Annotated in this window: 29 protein-coding genes, 2 tRNA genes, 1 rRNA gene and 1 riboswitch; of the genes, 4 read left to right on the forward strand and 28 right to left on the reverse strand. The window is 32.0% G+C overall.

What is annotated here, in order from left to right:
* The 20 genes from LQ675_RS08030 to LQ675_RS08125 form a co-directional block, all read right to left on the reverse strand.
* Positions 1–60, reverse strand: a 16S ribosomal RNA gene (locus tag LQ675_RS08030); the annotation flags it as partial.
* 129 nt (positions 61–189) lie between these two features.
* Positions 190–263 (reverse strand) — tRNA-Gly (locus LQ675_RS08035).
* A gap of 23 nt (positions 264–286) precedes the next feature.
* Positions 287–372 (reverse strand) — tRNA-Leu (locus tag LQ675_RS08040).
* 266 nt (positions 373–638) lie between these two features.
* On the reverse strand, positions 639–1,085 hold the full coding sequence (locus tag LQ675_RS08045; protein WP_048540864.1) for a SprT family protein: 447 nt from the start codon (positions 1,083–1,085) through the stop codon (positions 639–641).
* Complete coding sequence (locus LQ675_RS08050) at positions 1,075–3,228, reverse strand: Tex family protein (protein WP_048540865.1); 2,154 nt, start codon at positions 3,226–3,228, stop codon at positions 1,075–1,077. The genes LQ675_RS08045 and LQ675_RS08050 overlap by 11 nt, the downstream gene beginning before the upstream one ends.
* A gap of 115 nt (positions 3,229–3,343) precedes the next feature.
* A complete protein-coding gene (sigB, locus tag LQ675_RS08055) occupies positions 3,344–4,114 on the reverse strand; it encodes an RNA polymerase sigma factor SigB (RefSeq protein WP_037589755.1) in 771 nt (256 codons plus the stop codon).
* Entirely contained in the window at positions 4,089–4,565 is a 477-nt protein-coding gene (gene rsbW, locus LQ675_RS08060) for an anti-sigma B factor RsbW (protein ID WP_025904514.1), read from the reverse strand. The genes sigB and rsbW overlap by 26 nt, the downstream gene beginning before the upstream one ends.
* Before the next feature lie 4 nt (positions 4,566–4,569).
* On the reverse strand, positions 4,570–4,893 hold the full coding sequence (locus LQ675_RS08065; RefSeq protein WP_025904513.1) for an anti-sigma factor antagonist: 324 nt from the start codon (positions 4,891–4,893) through the stop codon (positions 4,570–4,572).
* A gap of 104 nt (positions 4,894–4,997) precedes the next feature.
* Entirely contained in the window at positions 4,998–6,002 is a 1,005-nt protein-coding gene (locus LQ675_RS08070) for a PP2C family protein-serine/threonine phosphatase (protein ID WP_048540866.1), read from the reverse strand.
* A gap of 96 nt (positions 6,003–6,098) precedes the next feature.
* On the reverse strand, positions 6,099–6,470 hold the full coding sequence (locus LQ675_RS08075; protein ID WP_048540867.1) for a type II toxin-antitoxin system PemK/MazF family toxin: 372 nt from the start codon (positions 6,468–6,470) through the stop codon (positions 6,099–6,101).
* Positions 6,471–6,638, reverse strand: a complete 168-nt coding sequence (gene mazE, locus LQ675_RS08080; RefSeq protein WP_048540868.1) for a type II toxin-antitoxin system antitoxin MazE — start codon at positions 6,636–6,638, stop codon at positions 6,471–6,473. It lies immediately after the preceding gene.
* An 84-nt stretch (positions 6,639–6,722) separates the two neighbouring features.
* Positions 6,723–7,871 (reverse strand): alanine racemase, encoded by a 1,149-nt coding sequence (alr, locus tag LQ675_RS08085; protein WP_048540869.1) that lies wholly within the window; start codon positions 7,869–7,871, stop codon positions 6,723–6,725.
* A 47-nt stretch (positions 7,872–7,918) separates the two neighbouring features.
* On the reverse strand, positions 7,919–8,281 hold the full coding sequence (gene acpS / locus LQ675_RS08090) for a holo-ACP synthase (protein ID WP_058591084.1): 363 nt from the start codon (positions 8,279–8,281) through the stop codon (positions 7,919–7,921).
* Between the two features lie 31 nt (positions 8,282–8,312).
* Entirely contained in the window at positions 8,313–8,777 is a 465-nt protein-coding gene (locus LQ675_RS08095) for a PH domain-containing protein (RefSeq protein WP_107601776.1), read from the reverse strand.
* Complete coding sequence (locus LQ675_RS08100; RefSeq protein ID WP_048540875.1) at positions 8,767–10,287, reverse strand: PH domain-containing protein; 1,521 nt, start codon at positions 10,285–10,287, stop codon at positions 8,767–8,769. The genes LQ675_RS08095 and LQ675_RS08100 overlap by 11 nt, the downstream gene beginning before the upstream one ends.
* Positions 10,277–10,756, reverse strand: coding sequence for a PH domain-containing protein (locus LQ675_RS08105; protein ID WP_107601775.1), 480 nt, complete (start codon positions 10,754–10,756; stop codon positions 10,277–10,279). The genes LQ675_RS08100 and LQ675_RS08105 overlap by 11 nt, the downstream gene beginning before the upstream one ends.
* A gap of 90 nt (positions 10,757–10,846) precedes the next feature.
* Positions 10,847–12,376 (reverse strand): degradosome RNA helicase CshA, encoded by a 1,530-nt coding sequence (cshA, locus tag LQ675_RS08110; RefSeq protein WP_048540879.1) that lies wholly within the window; start codon positions 12,374–12,376, stop codon positions 10,847–10,849.
* 173 nt (positions 12,377–12,549) lie between these two features.
* Positions 12,550–13,230 carry an alpha/beta hydrolase gene (locus LQ675_RS08115; protein ID WP_058612366.1) on the reverse strand — a complete coding sequence of 227 codons (681 nt, stop codon included), beginning with the start codon at positions 13,228–13,230 and terminating at the stop codon, positions 12,550–12,552.
* Entirely contained in the window at positions 13,227–14,576 is a 1,350-nt protein-coding gene (locus LQ675_RS08120) for a UDP-N-acetylmuramoyl-tripeptide--D-alanyl-D-alanine ligase (protein WP_107610356.1), read from the reverse strand. Before LQ675_RS08120 ends, LQ675_RS08115 begins: the two co-directional genes overlap by 4 nt.
* 11 nt (positions 14,577–14,587) lie before the next feature.
* Positions 14,588–15,661, reverse strand: a complete 1,074-nt coding sequence (locus LQ675_RS08125) for a D-alanine--D-alanine ligase (RefSeq protein WP_048540884.1) — start codon at positions 15,659–15,661, stop codon at positions 14,588–14,590.
* Positions 15,662–15,841: 180 nt separating this feature from the next.
* Between LQ675_RS08125 and LQ675_RS08130 the strand changes: the two genes are divergently transcribed.
* Positions 15,842–17,041, forward strand: a complete 1,200-nt coding sequence (locus LQ675_RS08130; protein WP_058591089.1) for an FtsW/RodA/SpoVE family cell cycle protein — start codon at positions 15,842–15,844, stop codon at positions 17,039–17,041.
* A 47-nt stretch (positions 17,042–17,088) separates the two neighbouring features.
* On the opposite strand, the gene LQ675_RS08135 is transcribed toward LQ675_RS08130, so the two are convergent.
* Together LQ675_RS08135 and LQ675_RS08140 are read right to left on the reverse strand one after the other, a co-directional pair.
* Positions 17,089–17,223 (reverse strand): Lmo0850 family protein, encoded by a 135-nt coding sequence (locus LQ675_RS08135; RefSeq protein ID WP_224658879.1) that lies wholly within the window; start codon positions 17,221–17,223, stop codon positions 17,089–17,091.
* Between the two features lie 141 nt (positions 17,224–17,364).
* Complete coding sequence (locus LQ675_RS08140; RefSeq protein ID WP_025904499.1) at positions 17,365–17,568, reverse strand: copper ion binding protein; 204 nt, start codon at positions 17,566–17,568, stop codon at positions 17,365–17,367.
* Positions 17,569–17,720: 152 nt separating this feature from the next.
* Here LQ675_RS08140 and cls point away from each other — a divergent pair, with 152 nt between their 5' ends.
* Both cls and LQ675_RS08150 read left to right on the forward strand, forming a co-directional pair.
* Positions 17,721–19,202, forward strand: a complete 1,482-nt coding sequence (gene cls / locus LQ675_RS08145) for a cardiolipin synthase (RefSeq protein WP_107610357.1) — start codon at positions 17,721–17,723, stop codon at positions 19,200–19,202.
* Positions 19,203–19,267: 65 nt separating this feature from the next.
* Positions 19,268–19,933, forward strand: coding sequence for an HD domain-containing protein (locus tag LQ675_RS08150; RefSeq protein WP_048540891.1), 666 nt, complete (start codon positions 19,268–19,270; stop codon positions 19,931–19,933).
* Positions 19,934–19,961: 28 nt separating this feature from the next.
* Here the strand turns inward: LQ675_RS08150 and yidC are convergent, their stop codons facing one another.
* The 6 genes from yidC to LQ675_RS08180 form a co-directional block, all read right to left on the reverse strand.
* On the reverse strand, positions 19,962–20,831 hold the full coding sequence (gene yidC, locus LQ675_RS08155) for a membrane protein insertase YidC (RefSeq protein ID WP_048540893.1): 870 nt from the start codon (positions 20,829–20,831) through the stop codon (positions 19,962–19,964).
* Between the two features lie 81 nt (positions 20,832–20,912).
* On the reverse strand, positions 20,913–21,554 hold the full coding sequence (gene thiE, locus LQ675_RS08160) for a thiamine phosphate synthase (RefSeq protein WP_048540896.1): 642 nt from the start codon (positions 21,552–21,554) through the stop codon (positions 20,913–20,915).
* Entirely contained in the window at positions 21,555–22,346 is a 792-nt protein-coding gene (gene thiM / locus LQ675_RS08165; RefSeq protein WP_239727474.1) for a hydroxyethylthiazole kinase, read from the reverse strand.
* Positions 22,339–23,151, reverse strand: coding sequence for a bifunctional hydroxymethylpyrimidine kinase/phosphomethylpyrimidine kinase (thiD, locus tag LQ675_RS08170; RefSeq protein WP_107610358.1), 813 nt, complete (start codon positions 23,149–23,151; stop codon positions 22,339–22,341). Before thiD ends, thiM begins: the two co-directional genes overlap by 8 nt.
* A gap of 97 nt (positions 23,152–23,248) precedes the next feature.
* Positions 23,249–23,347, reverse strand: a riboswitch (TPP riboswitch).
* Between the two features lie 125 nt (positions 23,348–23,472).
* Positions 23,473–24,315, reverse strand: coding sequence for an aggregation-promoting factor C-terminal-like domain-containing protein (locus LQ675_RS15080; protein ID WP_048540902.1), 843 nt, complete (start codon positions 24,313–24,315; stop codon positions 23,473–23,475).
* 368 nt (positions 24,316–24,683) lie between these two features.
* On the reverse strand, positions 24,684–25,253 hold the full coding sequence (locus LQ675_RS08180; protein ID WP_048540904.1) for a single-stranded DNA-binding protein: 570 nt from the start codon (positions 25,251–25,253) through the stop codon (positions 24,684–24,686).
* A 180-nt stretch (positions 25,254–25,433) separates the two neighbouring features.
* Between LQ675_RS08180 and LQ675_RS08185 the strand changes: the two genes are divergently transcribed.
* Entirely contained in the window at positions 25,434–25,871 is a 438-nt protein-coding gene (locus tag LQ675_RS08185) for a YwpF-like family protein (RefSeq protein WP_025904490.1), read from the forward strand.
* The last annotated feature ends 280 nt before the right edge of the window (positions 25,872–26,151 follow it).

The raw sequence follows: 26,151 nt of genomic DNA on the forward strand, positions 1-26,151 counted from the left end.
TTGCATGTATTAGGCACGCCGCCAGCGTTCATCCTGAGCCAGGATCAAACTCTCCATAAAAGAAGTAAGCTTGATAAGCTCATTTTTGATTGGTTAAGCCAATCACTCTGAAGTACTTTCAGTACTCAATTATTGGAATTAACGTTGACATATTGTCATTCAGTTTTCAATGTTCATTATAAAATAATTTGGAGCGGGTGATCGGAATCGAACCGACAACATCAGCTTGGAAGGCTGAGGTTTTACCACTAAACTACACCCGCTTAGCTATATTAAAATTGATGAATGGTGCGGCCGAGAGGATTTGAACCTCCACGGGATTTCTCCCACTAGGCCCTCAACCTAGCGCGTCTGCCATTCCGCCACGACCGCGCATGGTTTGCAGTACTCAATCAATTTGTTATTTAAGTGACTGTCATTAAGTATATTACATTAAGTTTACAAAGTCAATAAAAATACTTAACTTTTTAATGTAATTTTACATCGAATAACTTGTCTTATTATTTGTTACGTTTCGTTCAAGCAACATTAACTATAATACGCCGGATCAATTATTTCGTCAATGCTTTTTCATTAAAAATTTAAATAAAAAGTACTACACTAGCATATTTTTAGTGTAGTACTTTCCCAATTATTCTTTATGTTATATTTTTTAACTTTCCACCACATGTTCCACATCTATATTTACGTGTATTAACACGTTTAATACGTTTGAATTCTGCCCTACATTGTCCACATTGATATAAATAGTTAGCACGTTCTTCATAACTTTGAACTGCTTTACAAAATCGTGGTGCCCCTACTTCGTTACTTAATTCTTTAAATGCTTTGTCTTTATGCTGATATCCTTTACCTTCTATATGTAAATGATAATGACAAAGTTCATGTTTAATAATATCTATAAGCGCTTCAACACCAAAATTTTCATATTGTTTCGGATTAATTTCTATATCATGACTATTTAATAGATACCTTCCGCCAGTTGTTCTTAACCTTTTGTTAAATACTGCATTATGTTTAAAAGGCTTATTAAAATATTCCATTGATATATTAGAAACAAGTTCTTGAAGTGCCTTATTGTCCATTAGGGTCTATCATAGTTAATGATACTTTTTGTTTTTCTTGGTTTACATCTAATACCCAAACATCAACTATATCTCCTACACTTACAACATTCATAGGATGCTTAACATATCCTTTAGATAATTTAGAAATATGAACAAGACCATCTTGTTTGACACCTATATCTACAAATGCACCAAAGTCTACAACATTTCGTACTGTACCACTTAAAGCCATATTTGGTTTCAAGTCTTCCATAGAAAGAACATCTGATTTTAAAATTGGTGTTTCAAATTCATCTCTTGGGTCTCTTAAAGGTGCTATTAACGAAGCAATAATATCTTCTAGAGTTGGTATACCTATATTTAATGTTTCACTTGTATCTTGTATATCTAATTTATTCAGTTTTTCTTTTAATACATCAGAACCAATATCTTCTTTTTGTAAACCAACATATTGAATCAGCGCATAAGCCGCTTCATAACTTTCAGGGTGAATAGCTGTTTTATCAAGTGGTTCGCTTCCATCTAGTATTCTTAAAAATCCAATACTTTGTTCAAATGTTTTATTACCTAATCTAGGAACTTTAGCTATTTCTGAATGATGTGTAATAACACCTTTTTCTTCTCTAAATTTAATAATGTTATTTGCAACTGTATTGCTAAGACCAGAAACATAACTTAGTAACGATGGAGATGCTGTATTCACATCAACACCAACTTGGTTAACAGCAGTTTCCACGACGAATTTTAAAGTTTCACTTAGTGCTTTTTGATTTACATCATGTTGATATTGTCCTACACCGATTGATTTAGGATCTATTTTAACAAGTTCACTTAATGGATCTTGTACGCGTCTACCTATAGATACAGCACTTCTCTCTTCAACTTTAAAATCAGGAAATTCTTCTCTAGCAATATCTGAAGCTGAATAAACTGAAGCGCCAGCCTCGTTGACGATAACAAATTGGCAAGGTAAGTTATGCTTTTTAATCATTTCAGCTACAAATTGTTCTGATTCTCTACTTGCTGTTCCGTTACCAATCGCAACTAATTCAATGTTATGTTTCTTTATCATATCTACAAATATCTTTTCCGCTTGATCAGTTTTAGAAACTGGTGGATGAGGAAATATCACGTTTTTATCAACAAATGAGCCATATTCATTAATAACTGCTAACTTACAACCTGTTCTGTAAGCTGGATCTAGTCCTAGAATTTTTTTACCTTTTAATGGTGCTTGTAATAAGAGGTTTTTTAAATTCTCAGAGAAAATCTCAATTGCATGTTCTTCAGCTTTTTGTGTTAATTCACTTCTAATCTCTCTTTCAATAGAAGGTAAGATTAATCTTTTTAAACTATCTTGAATGGCTTCTTTAATAACTTCAATATGTTTATGTACTTTTTCAACAAATTGAGCCGTTAAATAACTTTCTAATGATGCTGTATCTATTTCAAATCCTACTTTTAAAATGCCTTCTGATTCTCCCCGGTTAATTGCTAGAACTCTGTGAGGTACTATTTTCTTAATTGGTTCTTCATATGTATAGTACATTTCAAAGATATTTTTCTCATCTTCAGCTTTCTTTTTCTTCTCAGTAACTAATTTACCTTGTCTTTCAACACTGTTTAAAATGTATTTACGGTATTTAGGTTCATCTGAAATCATTTCAGCTATAATATCTCGCGCACCTTTGATGGCATCTTCATGAGATTCAACTTCTTCAGTAATATATTTTGAAGCTTCTTCTACTAAATCAATATTAGAAGTACCTTCTAGTATCCATTTAGCTAAAGGTTCTAACCCTTTTCGTTTTGCTTCTGTAGCTCTTGTTTTTTTCTTTTTCTTAAATGGTCGATATAAATCTTCTATTCTTTGTAATTTTGTTTGTTTTAAAATGTCATTTTTTAAGTCTTCTGTTAGTAAACCTTGTTCATCAATTAATCTGATGACTTCTTCTTTTCTATTATGCAAGTTAAGTGCATATGTATATTCATTTTCAATTTGTTTAATTTCAACTTCATCAAGTCCACCAGTTAATTCTTTTCTATATCTTGCTATAAAAGGCACGGTATTCTTATCTTCTAGTAATTCTAGTACAGTTTTAATTTGTTTTTCTGTAAAAGGATGATTTTTCTTTATGATTTCTATTAGTTCTTGATTCATAATTGCCTCCTAAAAATGGTTATATTCTATTTTAACATAAATAGAATATAACCATTTTTGATTTTAAAAAGAGACAGAAACATTTCAAATGTTTCTGTCTCTCCTAATATATGAATTATTTCATTGCAGCTTCTTTTAATTTTTTTATTGCTGTTCTTTGAAGTCTTGAAACATGCATTTGACTGAGACCTATTTTTTCTCCGGTCTCTTTTTGACTTAAGCCCGTAATAAAGGTGTATTGAATTATTTCTCTTTCTCTATCCGTTAAAATAGGCAGAATTTTTTCTAATATCATTCTTTTTTCAGTTAAATCATAACCTTCTTCTGATTCTCCCATAATATCTAGCAATGTAACGGTAGATCCGTCTTTATCCGCTTCGATAGAATGGTCAACACTTAAGGCATTATAACTTTGACCCATTTCCATTGCTTCTAGAACATCTTCTTCGGTTACTTCTAGTCTATTTGCAATTTCAATAATTTTAGGTGACCTTCCTAATTCATTAGTCAATTCTTCATTTGCCTTTTTTATTTTAGGGCCAATTTCTTTAATTCGTCTAGGTACATGTACACTCCAAGTTTTATCTCTTAAATATCTCTTTATCTCACCAATTACAGTTGGAACTAAAAATGCTTCAAACTTTCTTTCAAATGAAACATCAAATCTTTTTATAGCACCTAATAAACCAACCATACCAACTTGAACAAGATCTTCATGATGTGCTTGGCCTTTAGAATATTTATATGCTAAAGATTCTACTAATTTTTGATAATGTAATACTAGCTTTTCTTGAGCTTCGCTATTATCATTTTCTTGGTAATCTGCTATCCAAGCATTAATGTCTTCTGGAGAAACTTCATTATAAACTTTGGACTCTTCCGTCATGTGTTTGCACCTGCTCTTTAGATAAATACTTTGTCATACTTATTGTAACACCAGCATCTTTTTGGACACTTACTTCATCCATTAATGATTCAATAAGAAATAGTCCTAATCCACCTTGTCTCAAGAAATTGATATTATCACTTTCTTGGTATGGTCCAAGCACTTTTTTAGCTTCTTCATAATTAAAGCTTTTACCTGAATCTGATACAATGATTTCTATTTTATCTTCAAACACAAGATAACCTATTAATATTTCGCCTTCAACTTTATCACTATATGCGTGTTTTACTGCATTTGTTACCGCTTCTGACACTGCAATTTTTGAATCTTCAATATCTTCATATGAAGCACCAGCTCTATTAAACACGCCAGATAATGTCAATCTGACTAGACCAACATATTCTGGAGCTGCTGGGAATCTCATCTCTATATAATCATAGTTAGATGTCATCACGTTATACCTCCGTTCCTTTGTTGACATGCATTAATTCTTTAAGACCCGTAATATCAAATAATCTCTCAATTCTATCAGATACACCAAGCACATATAGTGATTTATCATGTTCATTGAGTGATTTTAATGTGCCAACAAATAAACCTAAGCCAGTAGAATCCATATAACTTACGTTCTCCAAATTAACATGTATATCATGCGTTCCTTTTTGTCTAATCGGTTGTAATACGTCTTGAAGTTGAGGCGCAGTGTACACATCCAATTCTCCGCCAACTTTAATTTCATAGTAATTTTCATGTTCTGTAGTTTCAATGTTAAGATTCATTCCTTGTTACACCCCTAAATGTATTAGACTTTCATCATTTATTTTTACCCGTTTTTAAAATATTTAATCTTATTTAACACATCTTAAATATTTTTACCTTACAACTATTTAACACGTTTAACAATTAATATCGTTAAATCATCTCTTTTATTTGGATTCTGTAGTTTGACAAGTTCTTCATATAAAATTTGAACGATGTCTTGCGGATGAAGTTGTTTGTACTCATCAATCATACTTAATAAATCTGTCGTTTTGATAAATTCATTTTGTTGATTACGTAATTCCGTGACACCATCAGTAAAGACGATAATCATATCTTGTAATTCTATTTTTATTTCACTTTGTTTATAACGTGTATGTTTATTAACGCCGAGCACAATACCTCGTTCAGACATTTCTTCAAATTCTCCAGTCTGACTTCTATATATGTATCCAGGCTCATGTCCTGCTGAACTATAATAAAGCATATTATTAATTTCTTCATATAAACCATAGAACATTGTCACAAACATATTTTGATTAACGTTCTTTTCCACAACTCGATTCAAACGTTTTAAACCGTCACTCGGCAATTGCGAATGGCCGTATGAATCCATGCCAAATTTAATCATACTCATCGCTAATGCTGCCGGTATCCCTTTACCGATAACATCTGCTACTGCAAAACTCATAGTTCCGTCATTATGATCAATTAAATTAAAATAATCTCCACTTACTTTTTGTGCTGGAACAGAAATTGCCCCAATTTGAATACTATCAAATTGAGGGATTTGAGGCTTTAGCATCGTTTGTTGCAAACTAGACGCAACTTCCATTTCTTTATCATGAATTTTAATCTTATTTAATAACTTCTTATAATCACGGTATGTAAAGCCATAACCTATCATGACTTCTAAAAGAACATCAAATGAACGAATGATTTGTTCTTTAGTCAAGTCTTGTTCCTGATCCATTATATTTACATGTAATTGTACTATCTCCTCTGGTGAAACATTATCTTCTATGGCTTCAGTTGAAAATGTTTGGCATGATGATAAAATTTCATCATCATTTGTTTGAACATAATCAAGTAATAATTGAAGATACTGTTGTTTCTTTTGTTCTGACACGAAGTCACCTCGTTTCAAATATACTAAAAAAGCTTTAGGTTAATCCTAAAGCGGAAGACGTTTTAAAGTAATATTGATTCTTTTAAAACTATTTCATTATGTATTACCTAATGTATCAAATTTTTGTTGCAAAGTTAGATTGAGGCTGATGGCAATAGCGATATCAACCTCTTTCATCTTTGCATCAGATAAATATGTTAATTTTTCTTTTAAGCGTTTTTTATCAATTGTTCTGATTTGTTCAAGCAAAATTACGGAATCTCTGTCTAATTTATATTTCGCTGCCTCAATTTCTACGTGAGTGGGAATTTTGGCTTTATTTATCTTACCAGTAATTGCTGCAACAATCACAGTCGGGCTATATCGATTACCTGTATCATTCTGGATAATGACGACTGGTCTTGTTCCCCCTTGTTCAGAACCTGTAACTGGTGAAAGATCTGCGAGATATACATCTCCTCTTCTCATTTATTCACCTTGCTGAGAGGCTAAATGCGATTCATTTGAATCACAAGCTTCGCATTCGCTATAGTATGCTTCAGATGCAAGGGAGAGATTTAAATCGGCCATTGAACGATAGCCTTCTTTCAGTGTTTGTTCTAAACTTTGTGTACGATTTTGCGTTAAAGATGTCATAACAAATACCTCCAGATAAAATAAATGTAAATTTTGTTGATTAAGTTATTAATATCATAACAAATGTAACTCTATTTGACTATGCTATTTTAATAATTCGTTCGTAATTTCAACATTTTCACCATCATGATATATACGTGGTAATCTTTTTTTCAAGTTACAAAGTACTTCATAATTAATGGTATCTTGCGCTTCAGCAATCTTTTCTGCTGATTGTTCTGAATCAACATCATTATCCATGAGAATGACTTTATCACCTGTTTGAACATCATCTGGCACTTTTATCATTGTTTGATCCATACATACTCTACCTATGACGGGACAATTCACACCATTTACATTCACGAGTGTATCTTGCATCTTTCTTAAATAACCATCTGCATAACCTATTGGCAATGTGGCTACTTTAATACGTTCACCAGCAGTAAATGTAGCACCATAACTCACTGTTTCGCCTGGTTCTAAATACTTTGTTTGAACGACTTCTGTTATTAATTGTGCAGAAGGTTTTAATTTTAAATTAGAAATTTCTTGAATATATTTTGATGGATAATATCCATATAATGAAATACCAAATCTAACAGCTGTGCAAATGGACGCATCATACCTTAAGGCTCCTGCTGAATTTTGAGCATGTATATATTCAGGTGTTTGAGACGACTCTACAAATTCTTCAAATAATTCATATTGCTTTTTAGAGAAATCATTTGGTTCATCTGCAGATGCAAAATGTGTGTACACACCTTCAAATATAAGACGTTCATGTTGTTGTATTTTATGCACGACATGTTGGTAACTTTCAATATCTTTTAATCCAATCCTACCCATGCCTGTATCAATTTTCACGTGCATCCATAAAGGTTTGTCAGAATCATCATCTATTGATTCTATTGCATCATCTAACCATTGTTCAGATGGAACGGTTAATGCAACTCTATGTTGAACAGCTTTATTAATATCTTTAGTATTAATAACGCCGAGTACTAATATTTTTGCTTTAATACCATGCATTCTTAATTCAATTGCTTCATCTAATGTGGCAACTGCAAAGAAGTCTACACCTTCATTCATTAAGTATGTCGCAATCGGTACACTTCCTAATCCGTACCCATTTGCCTTAACGACTGCCATAATCTTCTTATTTGGGTGAAGTCTTCCTACTGCTTGATAATTTTCTAGTATTGCCTTTAAATCGACGTTGATATAAGTTGGCCTATAATATTTTTCGGACAACAGCAAGGCACCTCCTCTTATAATATTTGTATTTTATCATATAGAAATCAATCTTGCTTAATATTTTCTATAATCACAATGGCTTCTGCATAATGTTTCGTGTGTGTAATGGAAGGATGAACACGATAGCCTTCACAAATGATTTCTGGTTTACCATTTTCATCTGGTAAACAATTAATCGAGTGAAAACCGTACTTTTTACCGATCCCTGTACCCATAGCTTTACTAAATGCTTCCTTCACAGCAAATCTACCGGAAATGAATTCGATTTTTCTTGATTCTAATTTAATTTTGTTGAAAATATTTAATTCGTCTTTTGTTAAAATTTTATTGACCATTTCTGGTCGTTTCGTATACCAATCTTGTATACGTTCTATTTCGACTAAATCTATGCCGACACCTTGAATCATCGTTAACACCTTCATTTTCACTGATTAAAAATCAATTTTCAATTCTATTTTGTATCGCGTGTTTAATACGGTTTGCCTTATCTTTATTTAAATATTGAATCATACGATTTCCTCCAGCCGTAGACAACGTAATATTAGCCAGGTTAAACTTTCTCATTATGAATCCTTCATATAAATCAACATTTTGAATTCTACCCATAGGTATCGTTGTTTCTCTAATCATAAAAATACCTGATTTAATGTTTATTTCATCGTCATTTATTTCATATCTGAAATTTCGATACATATAATAAGGCTGGATGATTAAACCATATATAGCTATTACTACGATAAGCGCTACTGGAATAAGAAGAAACCATTTTAAAGCTGTCGTCCACCATAGATTAAAAATAACTGCCATAACGATTAATATGATAATAAGTATTGAAATTGTAATGAGCGATCCAATACGTTCAACGACCATTCCTTTTTTATCCATTCTATATCTAGGAAGCATCTATGTGACCTCCTTTATCTTTATACCATTTATAAATATTTAACGTATCTTGTTTATTGATAAATCTTAATCCTTTAGACAACATACCATTTCCATATGCTATTTGAATTGAGAAATGTGCAATATCTTTACGTTTAATAATTGGATTTTCATGTAATTCAAAAGTTAAAATCTTATTTCTATTCGCCCAAATTGTTGTATATTCAAACGGTGTTGCATTCAATATGACAATTGAGTCGTCATAAATTCTATATCCAGATTTCAACGTAATAATACTTGCGTAAAATAGCATAACTAAGAATATCACTAATCCTATAATCCAAGTATAAGACCATAAATATATTTGGATAGGAACCACAATTAATAATAAAATAATTGTCGGAATCAACACTCTTCTACGAATACCTTGTTTAGGTAATCCTTTCTTTACTGAATGAAACTGAAACTGTGGAATAATGTCTTCAAGCAATTGATAAGCTTCTTTTTTCTTCATAAATGGCAAGATTGTCACAGTACCTACATCAGTATCTTCTCCATTTTCAAAATGTCCATCTGAAGTAATAATCGCTGATATTTTTGTGTATCCGATCACTTTTCTAAATATAGATTCTTCTTCTTTTAACGCTTGTATTCTTCTGATTGGAACGGTACGCTTTTGAACAGTTAACAGACCATATTTAACCGTTAAAAGTTCCCCATCAAATGTTAATTGATATTTATAATTTTTAATAAATACAATGAGTGATCCAATAATATAACTTAATATGATAAATACAAGCACAATTGAAATGATTACAAATGTTAAATTAACAACTTGATTAATTAGTGGGCTAATATAATCTTCGATATCGATTATTTGTGTTACAAATCCAAGTAATGAGCCAAGTGCCGCAAATACAATTAAAATACCACCACTTGTAAAACTCATTTTCAATAAATCTTTAGTTGATAATCTAAAGAACACGACTTCTTCTTTCTCATTAATAATATCTTGATGTTCAGAATCAGTCGACACAACTTGTTCCTCGTTTAAATCATCTTCGCTTTGCTCTTTATTTTTGATAGCAAATTTTCTTTCTTTTAAATATTTCGAAAGACTATCACTTTGTGACTTCGTAATTGTATCTAATTCAATGCCATCACTCGGTGTTTTAATACTTAAACTCACGCCACCTAACAATTGGTGTACTATATTTTGAGAAGTATCAACAGATTGAATCCTTTCAATATTTAACTCTTTACGATTTTTTGAAAAGACACCCCAAGTCATAATTAATTGGTCATTCTCAATCCAATAACGTGTATTGTAAATCTTAATTGCTTTAAAAATGCTACTTATAAGTGAAAAACCTAAAATAACAATAGGAAATGTAAGTTCCCAAATATTATCTAATCCACGTGTCATAACGATAAACGCAGCTATTATTAATGGAAATATATTTTCTTTTAAACTAGCTAAAAACCCACTAACATAAGATATTGGATGTAATCTTTGCGGATCAAACATCATCAGTCACCTCTTTAACCTTAGTCATGATATTTAATCTCGTTTGGTCAGCTATCTCTCGGCTGACCATTGGCAACACTTCTAAATTACCTGCTGTTACAACAACGACAAAATAAATATTAAACAATCTTGAAATTGGTCCGTGCTTTATCGTTACATATTGAATTCTGTCATAAGGCTGTACAAATCTCTTTTGATAATAAAGCCCACTTTGTACTTCAATATACTGTTCTCCAATTTCAAACGATGTTCTTCTAAGTCTTATGATCGGACTAATAAATCCTATCGCTATAATCAACAGCGCAATCGGTGTCACAATATAAATGAGAAATGTCCACCAATCATATTTATGCCATAAAAATACAAATACACTGTACAAAATTAAGATAACTATGACATTTACAATATGATTTACATACTCATATTTTATAGACTGTTTTGGCATTTTATGTTCGAGTATTGGTTTATACATATAATCTCCTCTATCGTTCAATTTACGTGTATTATATCATAAAAAAAGTGTGCGTAACCTTAGAGATTACACACACTTTTTGTTTAGTTTCTATTTTGAATGCTCAGCAAATGTTCTACCTGAGAATTGTTTTTTTGAACGTTGTTTGTTTGGTTTATTGTTTTTACCTTTGTTACGGTCAAATTGATTGTTTTTATCATTTCCGCGACGTTTGTTGTTTTTACCATCAAATCTAGTTCTAGATTTACCACGTGAGTTACCACCACGGTTACCTTGTTTGCCTCTATGATTAGATTTTTTAGATAATGGTTTTTCAAATGTTAGTTGAACTTCTGCATCGTTGTTAGAAGTAATTAACTCTTGTAATAATGCAGCAACTAATTTTTGGTCACCATATTCTTTAATTAATGATTCAGCAATTTTTTCAATGCGACCTTCGATTGGACTTTCTACCCAACCTTTAACTTTAGCTTTAACATCTGATTCTTTAGCTTTCATAACTTCACCTGGTGTTGGTGGACGTAAAGCACTCATTTGACGTTTATTAGCTTTTTCTATTTGACGGATATAATCCATTTCAATTGGATTTACAAATGTAACGGCAACACCTTGTTTACCCGCTCTACCTGTACGACCAATACGGTGAGTATAACTTTCAGTATCTTGAGGGATATCAAAGTTATAAACGTGACTTACGCCAGAAATATCTAATCCACGAGCTGCAACATCTGTAGCTACTAAAATATCGATTTGATCATTTTTGAATTTTTTCAATACTTCTAATCGTTTAGCTTGAGTAATATCTCCGTGTAAACCTTCAGCACGGTATCCTTTAGTAATTAACGCACTTGTTAATTCGTCAACACGACGTTTCGTACGACCGAATACAATCGCTAATTCAGGATTTTGAACGTCTAATAAATTCGTAAATGTCTCGAATTTTTCTAATTCTTTAACGATTGTGTAGAATTCATCAATTTGTGGATCTGACAATTCGTTAGACATTGTTTTAACGATTTGTGGACTCTTCATGAATTTTTGAACTAATTCTTGAATAGCTTTAGGCATTGTTGCTGAGAATAGTAATGTTTGACGATTTTCGGATGGAAGTTTAGACATTATAAATCTCATATCATCTATAAAGCCCATGTTCATCATTTCATCTGCTTCATCTAAGATCAATGTAGAAATTGATTCTGTTTTTAATGTTCTTCTATTTAAGTGGTCAATCACACGTCCTGGTGTACCTACTACAATTTGCGGACCTTTTTTAAGTGATTTGATTTGTCTGTCTATTGGCATGCCACCGAATACAGTTACAACACTTACGTTTTGTCCTTTACTGAAACTACGTAATTGTTCTGCCACTTGGTTTGCTAATTCACGTGTTGGTGCAAGAATCAATGCTTGTACACCTTGTTTATCTGCTACTTTATCAATTAATGGAATACCAAATGCACCAGTTTTTCCTGTTCCAGTTTGTGCTTGTCCTAGCACGTCCGTACCTTTTAATGTATGTGGAATACTTTCGATTTGTATTGGTGTTGGTTCAGTAAATCCCATTTTGTCCAAAGCATTTAAGGTAGCTTCAGAAATACCTAATTCTTTAAATTTTTGCAAAATAATTCTCCTTTTATATAGTTAATTCTTCTCGTCTTTTTTATTCAACTTCTATATACTACCACCCTTTTACCAATAGCGCAATGCGATTAAATCGTCGTTTACATTTAATTTTCATAAACAAAAACACAAAAAAACTGCACTAAAAAGGGATTTAGTACAGTTTTACTTCTTTATTTATTTTTAAATATAAATTTTTCAACTTCATAAAAAACTTTATAATTAACTTTTGATAAACAAATTTCATGTGGTCCTTTATCAATTTCAACTAAACGTGCATGCTTAATTCTCTTCACTAACGTTCTAGATTTTTCAATTGGAACAAGACCATCTATTGTGCCATGTATAATTAATGTTTTAGCTGATATTTGTTCTGGAACATATAGCGCACTTTGCTGTAATTTTTTAAAAGCTACAAATGATTTATAGTTAATTTTGACTGTGCGTCTCACCATGAAATCAAGAATTTTCAAATCTGCATATCTCATATTATTGATAAATGTATATGGTGATTTCACCAAGTATTGTATATTGATATTTTCAAAAGCTGGGGCAATTAACACTAATTGATCAGGTTGTTTAATTTTAGCTAACAAACCTGCAATAATGCCACCCATTGAAAATCCTATAACAATGACTTTATCTGATTTCTTCCTTAATGTCTCATATGATTGTTTCGCTCTTTCAAACCACATATCTTCATTTGTATCTTTAATCAATAAATTCAAGCCATGTCCTGGGTATTCCGGTGCTTCAAGTATAAAATCATAGCGACTACTCAAATATTCAATTAATGGTAATAACTCATAACGACCACCTGTATAACCATGTAAAAACAAGATACCTACTTTCATGTAAGTGCGTTAATAATCGTTTCGAGTGACATACCTCTAGAACCTTTAAACAAAGTGATAGAGTCTTCATTTAAATGATTTTTTAAATAGTCTGTGATTTCTTCTTTATCCTCAAAGTGATAAGTTTCAGTTATATATGCTTTCGCAATATTTGATATATGAGCCGCTTCTTCACCATATGTAATTAACGTTTGTATAGCTTTATGTTCTAAATAATAGCCAACTTGCTCATGCATCTCTCGACTCATTTCGCCTAATTCTAATACATCCGCAAGAATAAGTGTCTTATCTGTTTGTTCCATATTATGCAGTGTATCTATTGCTGCTTTCATACTCGTTGGACTTGCATTATATGCATCATTAATGAGTAGACCATATTGTTCTGTTTCAATTCTTTGCATACGCATATCGGTTAATACAAGATCATCTAAGGAGCTTTGAATTATGTCTTCCGTTACACCTAAATGTTTAGCAACTTGTATTGCATATGTTGCATTTTTAACATTGTGTTCACCTAATATATTTAAATGATAAATGAAGTGACTATTATTCAAATGAAAGTTTATACCGTGACTTGATGATTGATTCGTTTTGATGATGACATCATTATCATTCGCTATCCCTACAGATAGTTTGTCATGTTGCAATTTAGATACGAAAGGTTTAAGTAATGGCTCATCTCCATCGTAAATAAATAGTCCATTCTCTTTAAGACCTTCTGTAATTTCAAATTTGGCTTTTGCAATACCTTCTCTAGAACCTAAATCTTGCATATGAGACTCACCAATATTCGTGATAATCGCAACATCAGGTTCTGCTAAATGAGTTAATTCACTAATTTCACCAAATCCACTCATACCCATTTCTAGAATGGATACTTCAGTATCTTCATTTAAGTCTAGTATCGTCAATGGGCAACCAATCTCATTATTATAATTTCCTTGTGTCTTCTTAACTTTAAATGATTTATTCAATACACATTCAACCATATCTTTAGTTGTTGTTTTCCCATTTGAACCGGTAATCGCAACAACTTTAGGGTTTACATATTTTAAATATGCTTTAGCTAAATTTTGTAATGCTGCTAATGTATTATCAACAAAAATAATGGGTCCTTCTGGCGGATTCGGAACATCTTTTTGCCAAAATGATGCACCTGCACCATCATCAAGTGTTTGACGTACAAATTTATGACCATCTACATTTTCACCTTTAAATGGTATAAACAAATTTGATTCAGCAATTTTTCTTGAGTCTATACATGTACCTTGAACAACGACATCAAGATATTCATCTTGAATTTCACAATCAATCCATTCTTTTATTTTACGTAAATTAATATTCATTCTATTTACCCTCAGTCAATTTTATATTTGATATTCTTCTTGTTATCGTATCGTTCAATAGCAAGTTCAATTAACTTAGTTATAAGTTCTGTATAGCTTAAGTTCATGTTCTCCCATAATAATGGATACATGCTATATTGTGTAAATCCTGGCATTGCATTTGTTTCATTAATATAAATTGTATTGTCTTCTGTTAAGAAGAAGTCTGCTCTTACTAATCCAGAACAATCTGTTGCTTTAAAAGCTTCAATAGCCATATTTCTTAAAGTTGTTGCTGTTTCTTCATCTACATCAGCAGGTATTTGAAGTTTAACTTTGCCATCTTTATATTTAGATTTATAATCATAAAATTGTACATCTTTCACAACTTCACCTGGTAAAGTTGTTTCTGGATAATCATTACCTAATACAGCTACTTCAATTTCTCTTGCATCAACACCTTGTTCGATAACAAGTTTACGGTCAAATTGAAATGCTTCTTCAATACCAGAAATTAATTCTTCTTTATTCGTACATTTACTAATACCAACACTTGATCCTAAATTTGCTGGTTTAACGAAAACAGGATATTCAAGTTTATTTTGAATAAGCTCCACTATATTACGTTCATATTTCTCGTATTCACTTTTTAAGAAACTTACATATGGTAATTGAGGTAATCCTCTGTGAGCGAATAAATGTTTCATAACTAATTTATCCATTGAACTTGATGCTGCAAGCACACCATTACCAACATAAGGAATATCCAATACTTCAAATAAGCCTTGAATTGTACCGTCTTCTCCGTTAGGGCCGTGTAATAAAGGAAATACTGCACTATATGCGTTTCCATCATTACTCGCTTCTAATAATTTAGATATTGGTGTTAATGTTTCACTTGTTAATTTTAATTGTTCAACATCTTCGACTTTTCCATCAATAGATTGGTCGCTTTTAATCCAATCCCCATCATTTGTAATATAAATGATATCAATTATGTATTTAGATAGATCAACTGCATTGATCACATTTTGAGCCGTTAAAATTGATACATCGTGCTCTGCACTTTTCCCACCATATATAATGCAAATATTTTTTTTAGACATATATAAGCCTCCAAGTAGATTATTAGCCTATATTTTATCATGTTTTTAGCTATTGTTGCACGTATCAACATGACTATTTTAAAAATAACGCTTTTCTGAATAGCAAAATTGTATCACTTTATGTACAATCAAGTTATAATAAAAATTATGAAATTTAGTGTTAATTAAAGGAGTCTTTTAATGGAAACTTCTACTCGTACATTAAATAAATCGTTTCTAGAAAGAATAGATTGGCGATTAATCACGATTATTCTTATCCTATTTGGAACGAGTTGTTTAATAATCAATTCTGCAATGTCTGGCGGACAATATGAAACAAACTTTTTACTTAAACAAGTCTTGTACTATGTGCTTGGTTTTATTTTAGCCATTGCCTTAATGTTCATATCTCCAAAGACACTAAGAAAATATGTTTGGATTATATACATAATTGGAAACTTATCATTAGTTGGACTATTAATTCTACCTGAATCTAGCTTTACACCTATTATTAATGGTGCTAAAAGTTGGTACAGACTGGGACCTATCAGTATCCAACCATCTGAGTTTATGAAAATCATTTTAATTATTGCGCTATCTAATGTTATCTATCAACATAATAGATTTACTTACAATAAATCATTATCAAGAGACTTTAATTTATTACTAAAAATTGGTTTAACTTCTTTAGTACCAATGTTATTAATACTTTTGCAAAATGATTTAGGAACAACACTTGTATTAATTGCGATTATACTTGGTATCGTTGTTGTTTCTGGCGTAACATGGAGAATACTCGCACCAGCATTCATCGCATTATTCGGACTTGGTTCAAGTATCATTTTATTAATGATTTTTAAACCAAGTGTTATTGAGAAAGTTTCGGGTATTAAGACGTATCAATTAGGACGTATTAATTCCTGGCTAGATCCTTATGCATACAGCTCAGGCGATGGATACCATTTAACAGAATCTTTAAAAGCAATTGGTTCTGGTCAAATATTTGGTAAAGGCTTAAATAACGGTGAAGTTTATATTCCTGAGAACCATACCGATTTTATATTTTCAATCATTGGTGAAGAATTTGGATTTATCGGAACGATGGCAGTACTAATTATTTTCTTAGCTTTATTCATACACTTAATTAGAATGGCTACTACGACACGTCATCCGTTTAATGTTGTATTTATAATCGGATATTTATCATTCGTACTATTCCACGTTGTACAAAATATCGGTATGACAATTCAACTGCTACCTATCACGGGTATCCCATTACCATTTATAAGTTATGGTGGGTCAGCTTTATGGTCATTAATGGCAGGTGTCGGTATATTACTATCCATCTATTACCACGAAAAAGATAAATTCACAGAATCTGGTCAAAAAGCCGACATATAAAAAAACCGCATCCTCAAATCGAGGATGCGGTTTTTTAGTTCACCTATTTATTTCAACTTGTTAGTTGCGACATTCGGCAAACTACGCATTATTTCTATTCGTGACTTAGTTTCTGTTATGTTTACGCCTAATGATGATAAAAGTTTGACCACATTCTTTACCTTTGACTTAGGTTGATTCATGGGTACCACCTCTTATTCAATTTAATTACCTTAAGTTCATTCTACTCTAAATTAAGTAGTTTGACTATAGTTCATTCGGCCTATATTGTTATTTTTTTGTTTAATTTGTTATTTTTTTATAATAATTATATGAATGATTTCTTAAACAACTTCATATCCAGCATCGAAAATAGCATTTTCGATATTATCGATACTAGCAGGATCTTCATAAACGACACGTACTTGATTATCATCAGGACTAGCGACAACTTCTTTAACACCGATTAATTGACCAACTGATTCCTCAACTGCTTGTTTGCAATGCCCACAAGACATACCTTCAACATTAATAATTTGTTCTTTCATTTATAACACTCCTATATATTTAAATGATATTTTAATTGATGCCTTTTCATAATCATTATATGCATATGTTTTAGAAGGGTCAAATACAACCTTTTCAATTTTAATTTAAATGTATTATACTAGTTTAAAGATAAAGAAACGGAGGCATTGGTATGAACTACTTCTCATATTTTTCATTTGATTTTTCCATCATAGTATCAGTGCTACTTATTACAGCATTTATTCTGAATGTTGTGTTTGGATTTATTATCATATTCTTAGAACCAAGAGAAGCTGGTGCGATTTGGGCTTGGTTGTTAGTGCTTTTATTTATTCCAATATTAGGATTTATACTTTACCTACTATTTGGGAGACAAATTCAAAGAAAGAGTATTTTCAACTTAGATGAACAAGATAAAATAGGTCTTGAACACATCATTAATGAGCAAATCAAAGCAATTGATGAAAATAATTTCGAAATTGATAAGCCTGAGATATCTAATTATAAGCATCTTATTCATATGTTGCTTTACAATAACTCAGCCTTCTTAACAACTGACAACAAAGTTGAAATGTTTACAGATGGACATGATAAATTCAATGCACTTATTGAAGATATTAGAAAAGCTGAGTCATATATCCATATTCAATATTATATCTTTAAGAAGGATAACTTAGGTAAAAAGATCTTATTTGAACTTGAAAAGAAACTTCAAGAAGGTTTAGAAGTTAAAATGTTATATGATGACATGGGATCTCGTAAATTAAATTTATCTTCATTCAAGAAATTTAGAGCACAAGGTGGAGAAGTTGCAAGTTTCTTCCCTTCTAAACTCCCACTCATTAACTTTAGAATGAACAACCGTAACCATAGAAAGATTGTTGTTATTGATGGAAAAGTTGGTTACGTAGGTGGCTTTAATGTCGGAGATGAATATTTAGGTTTAGATAAAAAATTTGGTTATTGGCGAGATACGCACTTAAGATTAGAAGGTGACTCAGTCAATGCGTTACAGCTTAGGTTTATGTTGGACTGGAACTCTCAATCTACACGTGACAAGATGCGCTATGAATCTAAATACTTCCCTGATGTTGAATCTGGCGGAAAAGTTGGTATTCAAATTGCTTCAAGTGGTCCTGATGAAGATTGGGAACAAATCAAATATGGGTATTTAAAAATGATATCAGAAGCTAAAAAACATATTTACATACAAACACCTTATTTCATTCCAGATTTATCATTTTTAGACGCCATTAAGATAGCTGCCCTTTCCGGAGTAGATGTTAATGTGATGATTCCTAATAAGCCCGATCACCCATTTGTTTATTGGGCAACATTTGCCAATGTCGGCGAATTAATAAAAGCTGGTGTCAATGTTCATATTTATGAAAAAGGCTTTATACACACTAAGATGGTAGCCATAGACGATGAAGTTGTAAGTATTGGTACAGCAAACATGGATAATAGAAGCTTTGTATTAAATTTCGAAGTTAATGCCTTTATTTACGACGATGAAATCGCTAAAAATTCACGCTTAGCTTATGAGAATGATATGACACATTCATCATTATTAACAGTTGAAAGATATGAAAACAGAAGCACGTGGATTAAATTAAAAGAAGGTATAGCACGATTGCTATCACCATTATTGTAAATACTTAGCGGGTAGAAGAGACGATTGTTCAAACTTTTCTACCTGTTTTTTTTAAGGAGAAAGATATGAATAAAGAACAAATTATTAAAGAAGCAGAATCATATGTTAGCACATTACACAAAAACGATACGACTGGACATGACTTTGAGCATATTTTAAGAGTTAGACATCATGCTCTAGATATTGCTCAGTTTGAGGAAGTGGATTTGTTTGTAGTTGAATTAGCAAGTTTACTACACGATGCTGTCGATAAGAAATTATTTAAAGATGGCAACACAGCTTGGCAACAACTTTATCAATGGATGAAAGACATGGAGATAAGCGAATCTATTCAAACAGAGATTATCCATATTCTAAAGTATATTAGTTATAATGGTGGTAAAAATGAAGGTAAACTTACAAGCTTAGCAGGAAAGATCGTCCAAGATGCAGATCGAATTGATGCGATTGGCGCTATAGGAATAGCAAGAACATTTCAATATGCTGGTCATTTTAAAGAGCCTATGCATATCTCCACTCAACAACCACGCAATTTAAATGATTTACAAGAGGATCAATATCATAATGAACCGAATACGGCAATTAATCATTTTTACGAGAAATTATTATTATTAAAGGATTTAATGAATACTAAACGGGGCAAACAAATCGCTGAAGAACGCCACTTATTTATGGAGAACTTTTTAAAACAATTTTATAAAGAATGGGATATAACTAAAAAAACAAACTAATCACGATGATTAGTTTGTTTTTTTGATTTTATTTCTTTTTCTTCTTATTAGATACGAGTTTAGCTGGTTTCTTCTCTTTATTAGCTTCTTGTTGATTTTTCTCATGTGCTTCAATGATTGGTTTCATTTCTTCTTCTACTTTGTTGTTATAGAAGACGTTACCTAACCATGTTTGAACAACTAAGAATGCACCACCGACTGCCCAGTATAAACCTAATGCAGATGCTGAAATGTATGACATCCAAATAATCATAATTGGAGAAATAAACATCATCATTCTCATCATATTTTTCTGTTCATCTGGAACATTTGCATACTTCATAGAAACAAATGCTTGTAATGCATAAATGATACCTGCAATGATTGTAATAATTAAATCAGGTTCAGTTAAATTAAACCATAAGAAATTCGGATATTCTGTAATTCCGCCTTCAGTAGGATATTTTAATACATAGAATAATCCCATGACGATTGGCATTTGTATAACGATTGGTAAACAACCCATGTTCATTGGATTAATACCATGTTTTTTGTATAATGCCATCATTTCTTGATTGGCTGCCATTTTTTCTTCTTGAGTACGAGCACGCTTAACTTTTTCTTGAATTGCTTCCATTTCAGGTTTAGCAAGTTTCATTTTTTCACGCATTAACTTTTGATTCTTATACGTCTTCATCATAAATGGGAATAACGCAAAACGAACAATTAATGTTATAACGATAATAGCTAGACCATAATCGTGATTCAAATTTGTACCAAGCCAATGAATAACACTATCCATCGGTTTTACGAATGTATTATAAAAGAATCCATCCCTATTCTCAGGTTTAGAATAATCACAACCAGCTAGCACAACCATTACACCAAATAATAATGGCCATAAAGCTTTTTTCTTCATTTTTCCACCTCTATTGATATACTCACATAAAACTCATTCTATCATAGAATAGCGACAACATAAATCAATATATTAATTTTATCAAATATTTTTATACTGTTTATGAAAGCCCTTCACAGTTTGTTCAATATTTTGACTTTTCGCTATAGCAGAAATAACACTTACGCCATTTGCGCCCGCTTTAATGAGCGGTTGCACATCAACTTCAGTTATACCACCGATTGCAACGATAGGAATATCTTGATTGATTTTTCTCACCTTCTCAATCATTTGATATCCACCTTCATCTCCTGCATCAGCTTTAGAATTTGTAGAATGTATAGGTCCCGTTCCAATATAATCGACTTCAGATATATCAGAGTGATCATATTCAATTTTATTTGCAACACTCAAGCCAATTATTTTATCTTTAAACTTATCTTTAAACTCAGATACATTTCGGTCATCTTGTCCAACATGAATACCATCTGCATTTAATTTAATTGCTAAATCTACATCATCATTGACGATAAATGGAACTTGATATTGTTTACACAACTCAAATAATGATTGCGCAAGTGCTTCTTTTTCTGATCCTTTTTTACTCTTCTCACCTTTTTCACGAAACTGAAACATCGTGATGCCTGCTTTTAAAGCTTCTTCAACAACACTTATTAGATTACCATCAGCAATATCTTGACTACCTGCTATAAAATATACTTTCAAAGTTTTTGGATCAAACATTTAGTTCACTACTTTCACGATTTTTTTCTCATTAACAAGTTCTTCAGTTATTACATTAAGTTGATCTATAAATGAAATTTGGAATGTACCAGGTAAATGTGCACCAGGTTGTTGATATGCCAAATCACTTGCTATATTGTATGTTGCTAATGCTTCTTCTAATACATCAATAGTAATTGTTTTTTCATGAGATAAGAATGCAGCTATTACGCCACCTAATAAACAACCTCCACCAGTTACTTTCGTTAACATCTCACTACCATTGTGCAATTCTATAATTTTGTTATTACAAGCAATGACATCAACTTTTCCAGTTATGATAATCGGTAACTTTAATTGCTGATGCGCTTTTTTCGCAATTTTAATAGCATCAAGCGTATCATCACTATCCGTACCTTTCATAATTGTGTCTTCTTCAATAAGTGCTAAAATTTCTGATGCATTACCTCTAATAATATCGACAACTTCATCATTTAATAACGTCGTACAAAAAGTCTTTCTTAATTGTGATGCACCAACTGCTACGGGATCAAGAACTACTGGAACACCATTTCCATGCATAATTTCAGCATATTTCTTCATATCATAAGCTTTATCAGTCGTAATCGTCCCTATATTAAGAAGAAATGCTCCTGCTGCTTTTGAAAATTCTTCTGCTTCTTCAGGTTCTTCACTCATTGCGGGGCTTGCGCCTAATGAAATTAAACCATTAGCTGTAAAGTTTTTAACGACATCATTTGTATAACATACGATTAATGGACTATTTTCTCTAATATTTGTTAATTTACTCATAATCTAATCCCTCTATCTTTTGGTATACAAAGTGGTTCACTGGACCTCTACCTTTGCCTATTTCAGGTGTATATTGAATAGCTAACGTAATAAATCGTTTAGCTACTTCTACCGCTTCCTCAATTGAATGACCTTTAGCTAACTCTGCTGTTATCACTGCACTAAATGTACAACCTGTTCCATGTGTATGTTTCGTACTAAATCTTTCACTTTTCCAGCTTTTCACGCCATTCTCAGTAAATAAATAGTCGATTGCATCCCCGTCCAGATGTCCACCTTTTATAACAACACCTTTAGATCCAATTTCATTTAAGAAAAATGCACCAGCTTTATTAATTTCTTCTTCAGTTTGAATTTTAAATCCAGTAATATCTTCTGCTTCTGGAATATTAGGTGTAACAACTGTAGCTAATGGTAGTAATATTTCTTTAAGTTTCCCTTTCCCTTCATCATCCATTAGCGCATCACCACTTTTAGCAACCATTACTGGGTCAATAACATACGGCTTTCCAGATTGTTCAATAAATGGTTTAATCGTTTGCATCATTTCTTCTGATGCAATCATGCCTGTTTTTATAGCATGTGGCACTTCATCATCAAAGACACTTTTTAATTGGCTTTCAATAACTTCAACAGGTAAATGGTAAACATCTTGTACACCTAAACTATTTTGTGAAACGATACTTGTAGCAACAGCCATTCCATAAACGCCTGATGCATGAAATGATTTTAAGTCCGCCATAATACCCGCTCCACCACTTGGGTCCGTTCCAGCAATTGTTAATGCTATATTCGGTTTTTTCATTGTAATCCACCTCAAATTTATATTTATAATTCTATTATTCATAACTTCATAAAAAATGACCTCTTTCATAAGAAAGAGGTCAATTAATAGTTGTAAAAACGTTCATCGACCACTTTCCTACGTTGGCATTATCCAAATCAGGTGTTAAGGGACTGAATTTAATCATCTCAGCCAAATGGCGCCCCTAGCAGTCACTCATATATTCAGTTTACTTAAGATTATCAAATAGACGTATTGTGGTCAAATTAAAAAATCGCCTAGGATATTTCCTAGACGATTGGATTAATTAATTTATAACCACTTTAGATTAAAGTGTATGGCTTACCACCATCCGTTAGCTTGACGGAAAGCAATAGCAGCTGATTCTGAACCGTAACGGTTTTTAGCGTAGTTTAACATACCTTGAGTTTGTGTAGCTACTGATCCAGTACCCCAAGATTCTTTAGTTTGACCAAGACCTTGGTAACCATTTGGACTTACTGCATTTGGATTACCACTTGATTCTGGTAATACAATCGCATTCCACATAGCTTCTGAACCACCAGCAGCTAAGAATTGAGCTTTAGTAGATCCACCAGTGCTAGCTGTTGAAGTTTGAGTAGTTCTAACTTTTTGAGCTGGTGCTTGGTATGATTGTTGAGCTGGCGCTTTATATGTTTGTTGAGCTGGCGCTTTGTATGATTGAACAGGCGCTTGGTAGCTTTGTTGTTGAGCTGGAGCTGCAACTTGTTCTTGTGTTTGTTGAACTGGCGCTTGTTGTGCTACAGGCGCTTTAGCTGGCTCAACTGATTGAGCTGGAGCTTGTAATGATAAAGTTTGTCCAACAATGATTAGATCTGAAGATAAGTTGTTCCATGCTTTTAATTGAGATACAGTTACATCGTATTTAGATGCAATTTTACCTAAAGTATCTCCTGATACTACAGTGTATTCTGTAGTTGATTCTGAACTTTTCTCGTTAACCTTGATTACTTGGTTAGGGAAGATTAAGTTAGATTTTAAACCATTTTCTGCTTTGATAGCACTTACTGAAGTACCGTATTGTTGTGAAATACTACCTAAAGTATCACCAGATTTTACTGTATGTGTTGCTGCATCGGCTGTAGCTGTTACCCCTGTAGTAACTGCAACTGCCGCAGTTGAAACTGCTAATAATTTTTTCATGATTGAATGTTTCCTCCTGTAAGGTTTTCACTTTTTATATGATTTTTACTGTTTAAACTATACCACTTATTTTTATGTCATAGGTTACAGGTATATGAAAAAATTACAGCTAATATTACAGTTAGATTACGTTAATTTTCAGACAATATTCTGAATATTAATGAACAAAATACCTAAACAAAGCCATTTATAAAGATTGAACAAAATTAATTATCAGACAATTTGTCATATTCATGTAATTTTTTAAACAATTACTTGTAATTATGTATACTTGCTGCCCTACAGCAAGACAGCAAGTCTCGGAATTTAGAATCAAGAATATTTATTTTCGGAAGTATTTCTATAAACAGTTTTATTGAAGTTTAATGCTATGAGGTTGTTACTTTTGTTGCATTCGGATCAGGGGCTTGTTGTTTAGCTTCATCAATAACGTCAACGACATTATGATAATCTTTATATAACTTATCATCTAAATTGTTTGCACCATTCTCTTTTGCTAATGCTTCAGCTCGTAATTTTTCTTTTGCTACTTTAGATGAAAGGTCACTAGCATAACTTTCAGCACTTTCACTAATTAATTCACTCATTTCATCTTTCGTTTGAGGAATCGTTGATTTACTTGATGCAGGCATATTTAAGAATTTGATCGTTTCACAAATAATTTCTGTTATATAATGTTTCTTATCATCTTTAACATATGCTCTTGATTGAATTTGTCCAGTTAATGCAACAAGTTGTCCTTTCTTTGTATACTCATGAATATTATTTGCAAGTTTACCAAATGCTTTACATACAATAAAATCAACAGCAATCGTGCCATCTTTAGTCTTATATCCACGTTCAACAGCTAAACAAAATGTAGAAATGATGATTTCACCTTTCTTATAATATGCAGGGTCCTTAGTTAAACGTCCAACTAATACAGATTTATTTAACATATTCTCACCTCCTTATACTTATAATATAATGAGTCAATTTTTTCAGTCAAAGTCCGATAAATCATAAAATAAACACTTATTCTTCACTTTATTTTATGATTATTGTTATTTCATGCAAAAGTGCTTTATAATAGATAACAAAGTTAAACATTCGTAGATTTAACGATAAGGGGGATGTTTATGAAAACATTTAAAGCCGTACGCTTTCAAATTGTAGACGATGAACAAATTACAGAATATGAATTATTAGATGGTATCATTATTAATAAAGAAAATAGTGGTACAGGATGGCTACTAGAGATCTTAATTTCAGATATCCATTATGAACAAATGAAAGAATATCACGATAACCAAACCTTACTTGATACACGTGTTGTAATAACTAGACCTTCAAACGACCCAGCATTATTTGATGCAACCATAAAATACATAGAACAACTAGAAGATAAAATATCAGTCGTATTTGAATGTCATATCTATACATTACGACAAGTTTATGCAGAACGATTACTAGAGCAACTCATAGATGAAGGCTTATCAGGAGATGAGCTTAAAACTTCATTTAATAGATTGATGCAATCTAAACCGAAATTAAAAGACGAAAAAAGCAATATATAAATAAAAATCTAGGACAGTTTGTGGTCCTAGATTTTTTATTACATGGATATTTAGGTGTTTTACTTCCATTATTCCGAATTCTGGTAGTTAGGTGGGCGCTCATTTACGGACATTTCTAGGAATTCTGTCCCTAACAGCACCTCTTACGGACATTTTCCGGAATTCTGTCCCTAACGACACTTCTTACGGACATTTCTCAGAATTCTGTCCCTAACAATACCTCTTACGGACATTTCTCAGAATTCTGTCCCTAACAATACCTCTTACGGACATTTTCCGG

The organism is Mammaliicoccus sp. D-M19 (assembly GCF_022386695.1).
Taxonomy (GTDB): domain Bacteria; phylum Bacillota; class Bacilli; order Staphylococcales; family Staphylococcaceae; genus Mammaliicoccus; species Mammaliicoccus sciuri.

Coding starts and splice junctions, on each gene's coding strand:
- LQ675_RS08185 (WP_025904490.1), top strand. CDS start 25,434: ATGAAAACATTTAAAGCCGTACGCTTTCAAATTGTAGACGATGAACAA.
- thiE (WP_048540896.1), bottom strand. CDS start 21,554: ATGTTTGATCCAAAAACTTTGAAAGTATATTTTATAGCAGGTAGTCAA.
- thiM (WP_239727474.1), bottom strand. CDS start 22,346: ATGAGTAAATTAACAAATATTAGAGAAAATAGTCCATTAATCGTATGT.
- thiD (WP_107610358.1), bottom strand. CDS start 23,151: ATGAAAAAACCGAATATAGCATTAACAATTGCTGGAACGGACCCAAGT.
- LQ675_RS08095 (WP_107601776.1), bottom strand. CDS start 8,777: ATGCTTCCTAGATATAGAATGGATAAAAAAGGAATGGTCGTTGAACGT.
- LQ675_RS08120 (WP_107610356.1), bottom strand. CDS start 14,576: ATGAATATTAATTTACGTAAAATAAAAGAATGGATTGATTGTGAAATT.
- rsbW (WP_025904514.1), bottom strand. CDS start 4,565: ATGACATCTAACTATGATTATATAGAGATGAGATTCCCAGCAGCTCCA.
- LQ675_RS08115 (WP_058612366.1), bottom strand. CDS start 13,230: ATGAAAGTAGGTATCTTGTTTTTACATGGTTATACAGGTGGTCGTTAT.
- LQ675_RS08065 (WP_025904513.1), bottom strand. CDS start 4,893: ATGAATCTTAACATTGAAACTACAGAACATGAAAATTACTATGAAATT.
- LQ675_RS08130 (WP_058591089.1), top strand. CDS start 15,842: ATGGAAACTTCTACTCGTACATTAAATAAATCGTTTCTAGAAAGAATA.
- LQ675_RS08075 (WP_048540867.1), bottom strand. CDS start 6,470: ATGAGAAGAGGAGATGTATATCTCGCAGATCTTTCACCAGTTACAGGT.
- acpS (WP_058591084.1), bottom strand. CDS start 8,281: ATGATTCAAGGTGTCGGCATAGATTTAGTCGAAATAGAACGTATACAA.
- LQ675_RS08100 (WP_048540875.1), bottom strand. CDS start 10,287: ATGATGTTTGATCCGCAAAGATTACATCCAATATCTTATGTTAGTGGG.
- LQ675_RS08180 (WP_048540904.1), bottom strand. CDS start 25,253: ATGTTAAATAAATCTGTATTAGTTGGACGTTTAACTAAGGACCCTGCA.
- LQ675_RS08050 (WP_048540865.1), bottom strand. CDS start 3,228: ATGAATCAAGAACTAATAGAAATCATAAAGAAAAATCATCCTTTTACA.
- LQ675_RS08140 (WP_025904499.1), bottom strand. CDS start 17,568: ATGAAAGAACAAATTATTAATGTTGAAGGTATGTCTTGTGGGCATTGC.
- cls (WP_107610357.1), top strand. CDS start 17,721: ATGAACTACTTCTCATATTTTTCATTTGATTTTTCCATCATAGTATCA.
- sigB (WP_037589755.1), bottom strand. CDS start 4,114: ATGACGGAAGAGTCCAAAGTTTATAATGAAGTTTCTCCAGAAGACATT.
- LQ675_RS08135 (WP_224658879.1), bottom strand. CDS start 17,223: ATGAATCAACCTAAGTCAAAGGTAAAGAATGTGGTCAAACTTTTATCA.
- yidC (WP_048540893.1), bottom strand. CDS start 20,831: ATGAAGAAAAAAGCTTTATGGCCATTATTATTTGGTGTAATGGTTGTG.
- LQ675_RS08125 (WP_048540884.1), bottom strand. CDS start 15,661: ATGTCTAAAAAAAATATTTGCATTATATATGGTGGGAAAAGTGCAGAG.
- LQ675_RS08105 (WP_107601775.1), bottom strand. CDS start 10,756: ATGTATAAACCAATACTCGAACATAAAATGCCAAAACAGTCTATAAAA.
- LQ675_RS08045 (WP_048540864.1), bottom strand. CDS start 1,085: ATGGACAATAAGGCACTTCAAGAACTTGTTTCTAATATATCAATGGAA.
- LQ675_RS08150 (WP_048540891.1), top strand. CDS start 19,268: ATGAATAAAGAACAAATTATTAAAGAAGCAGAATCATATGTTAGCACA.
- mazE (WP_048540868.1), bottom strand. CDS start 6,638: ATGACATCTTTAACGCAAAATCGTACACAAAGTTTAGAACAAACACTG.
- LQ675_RS15080 (WP_048540902.1), bottom strand. CDS start 24,315: ATGAAAAAATTATTAGCAGTTTCAACTGCGGCAGTTGCAGTTACTACA.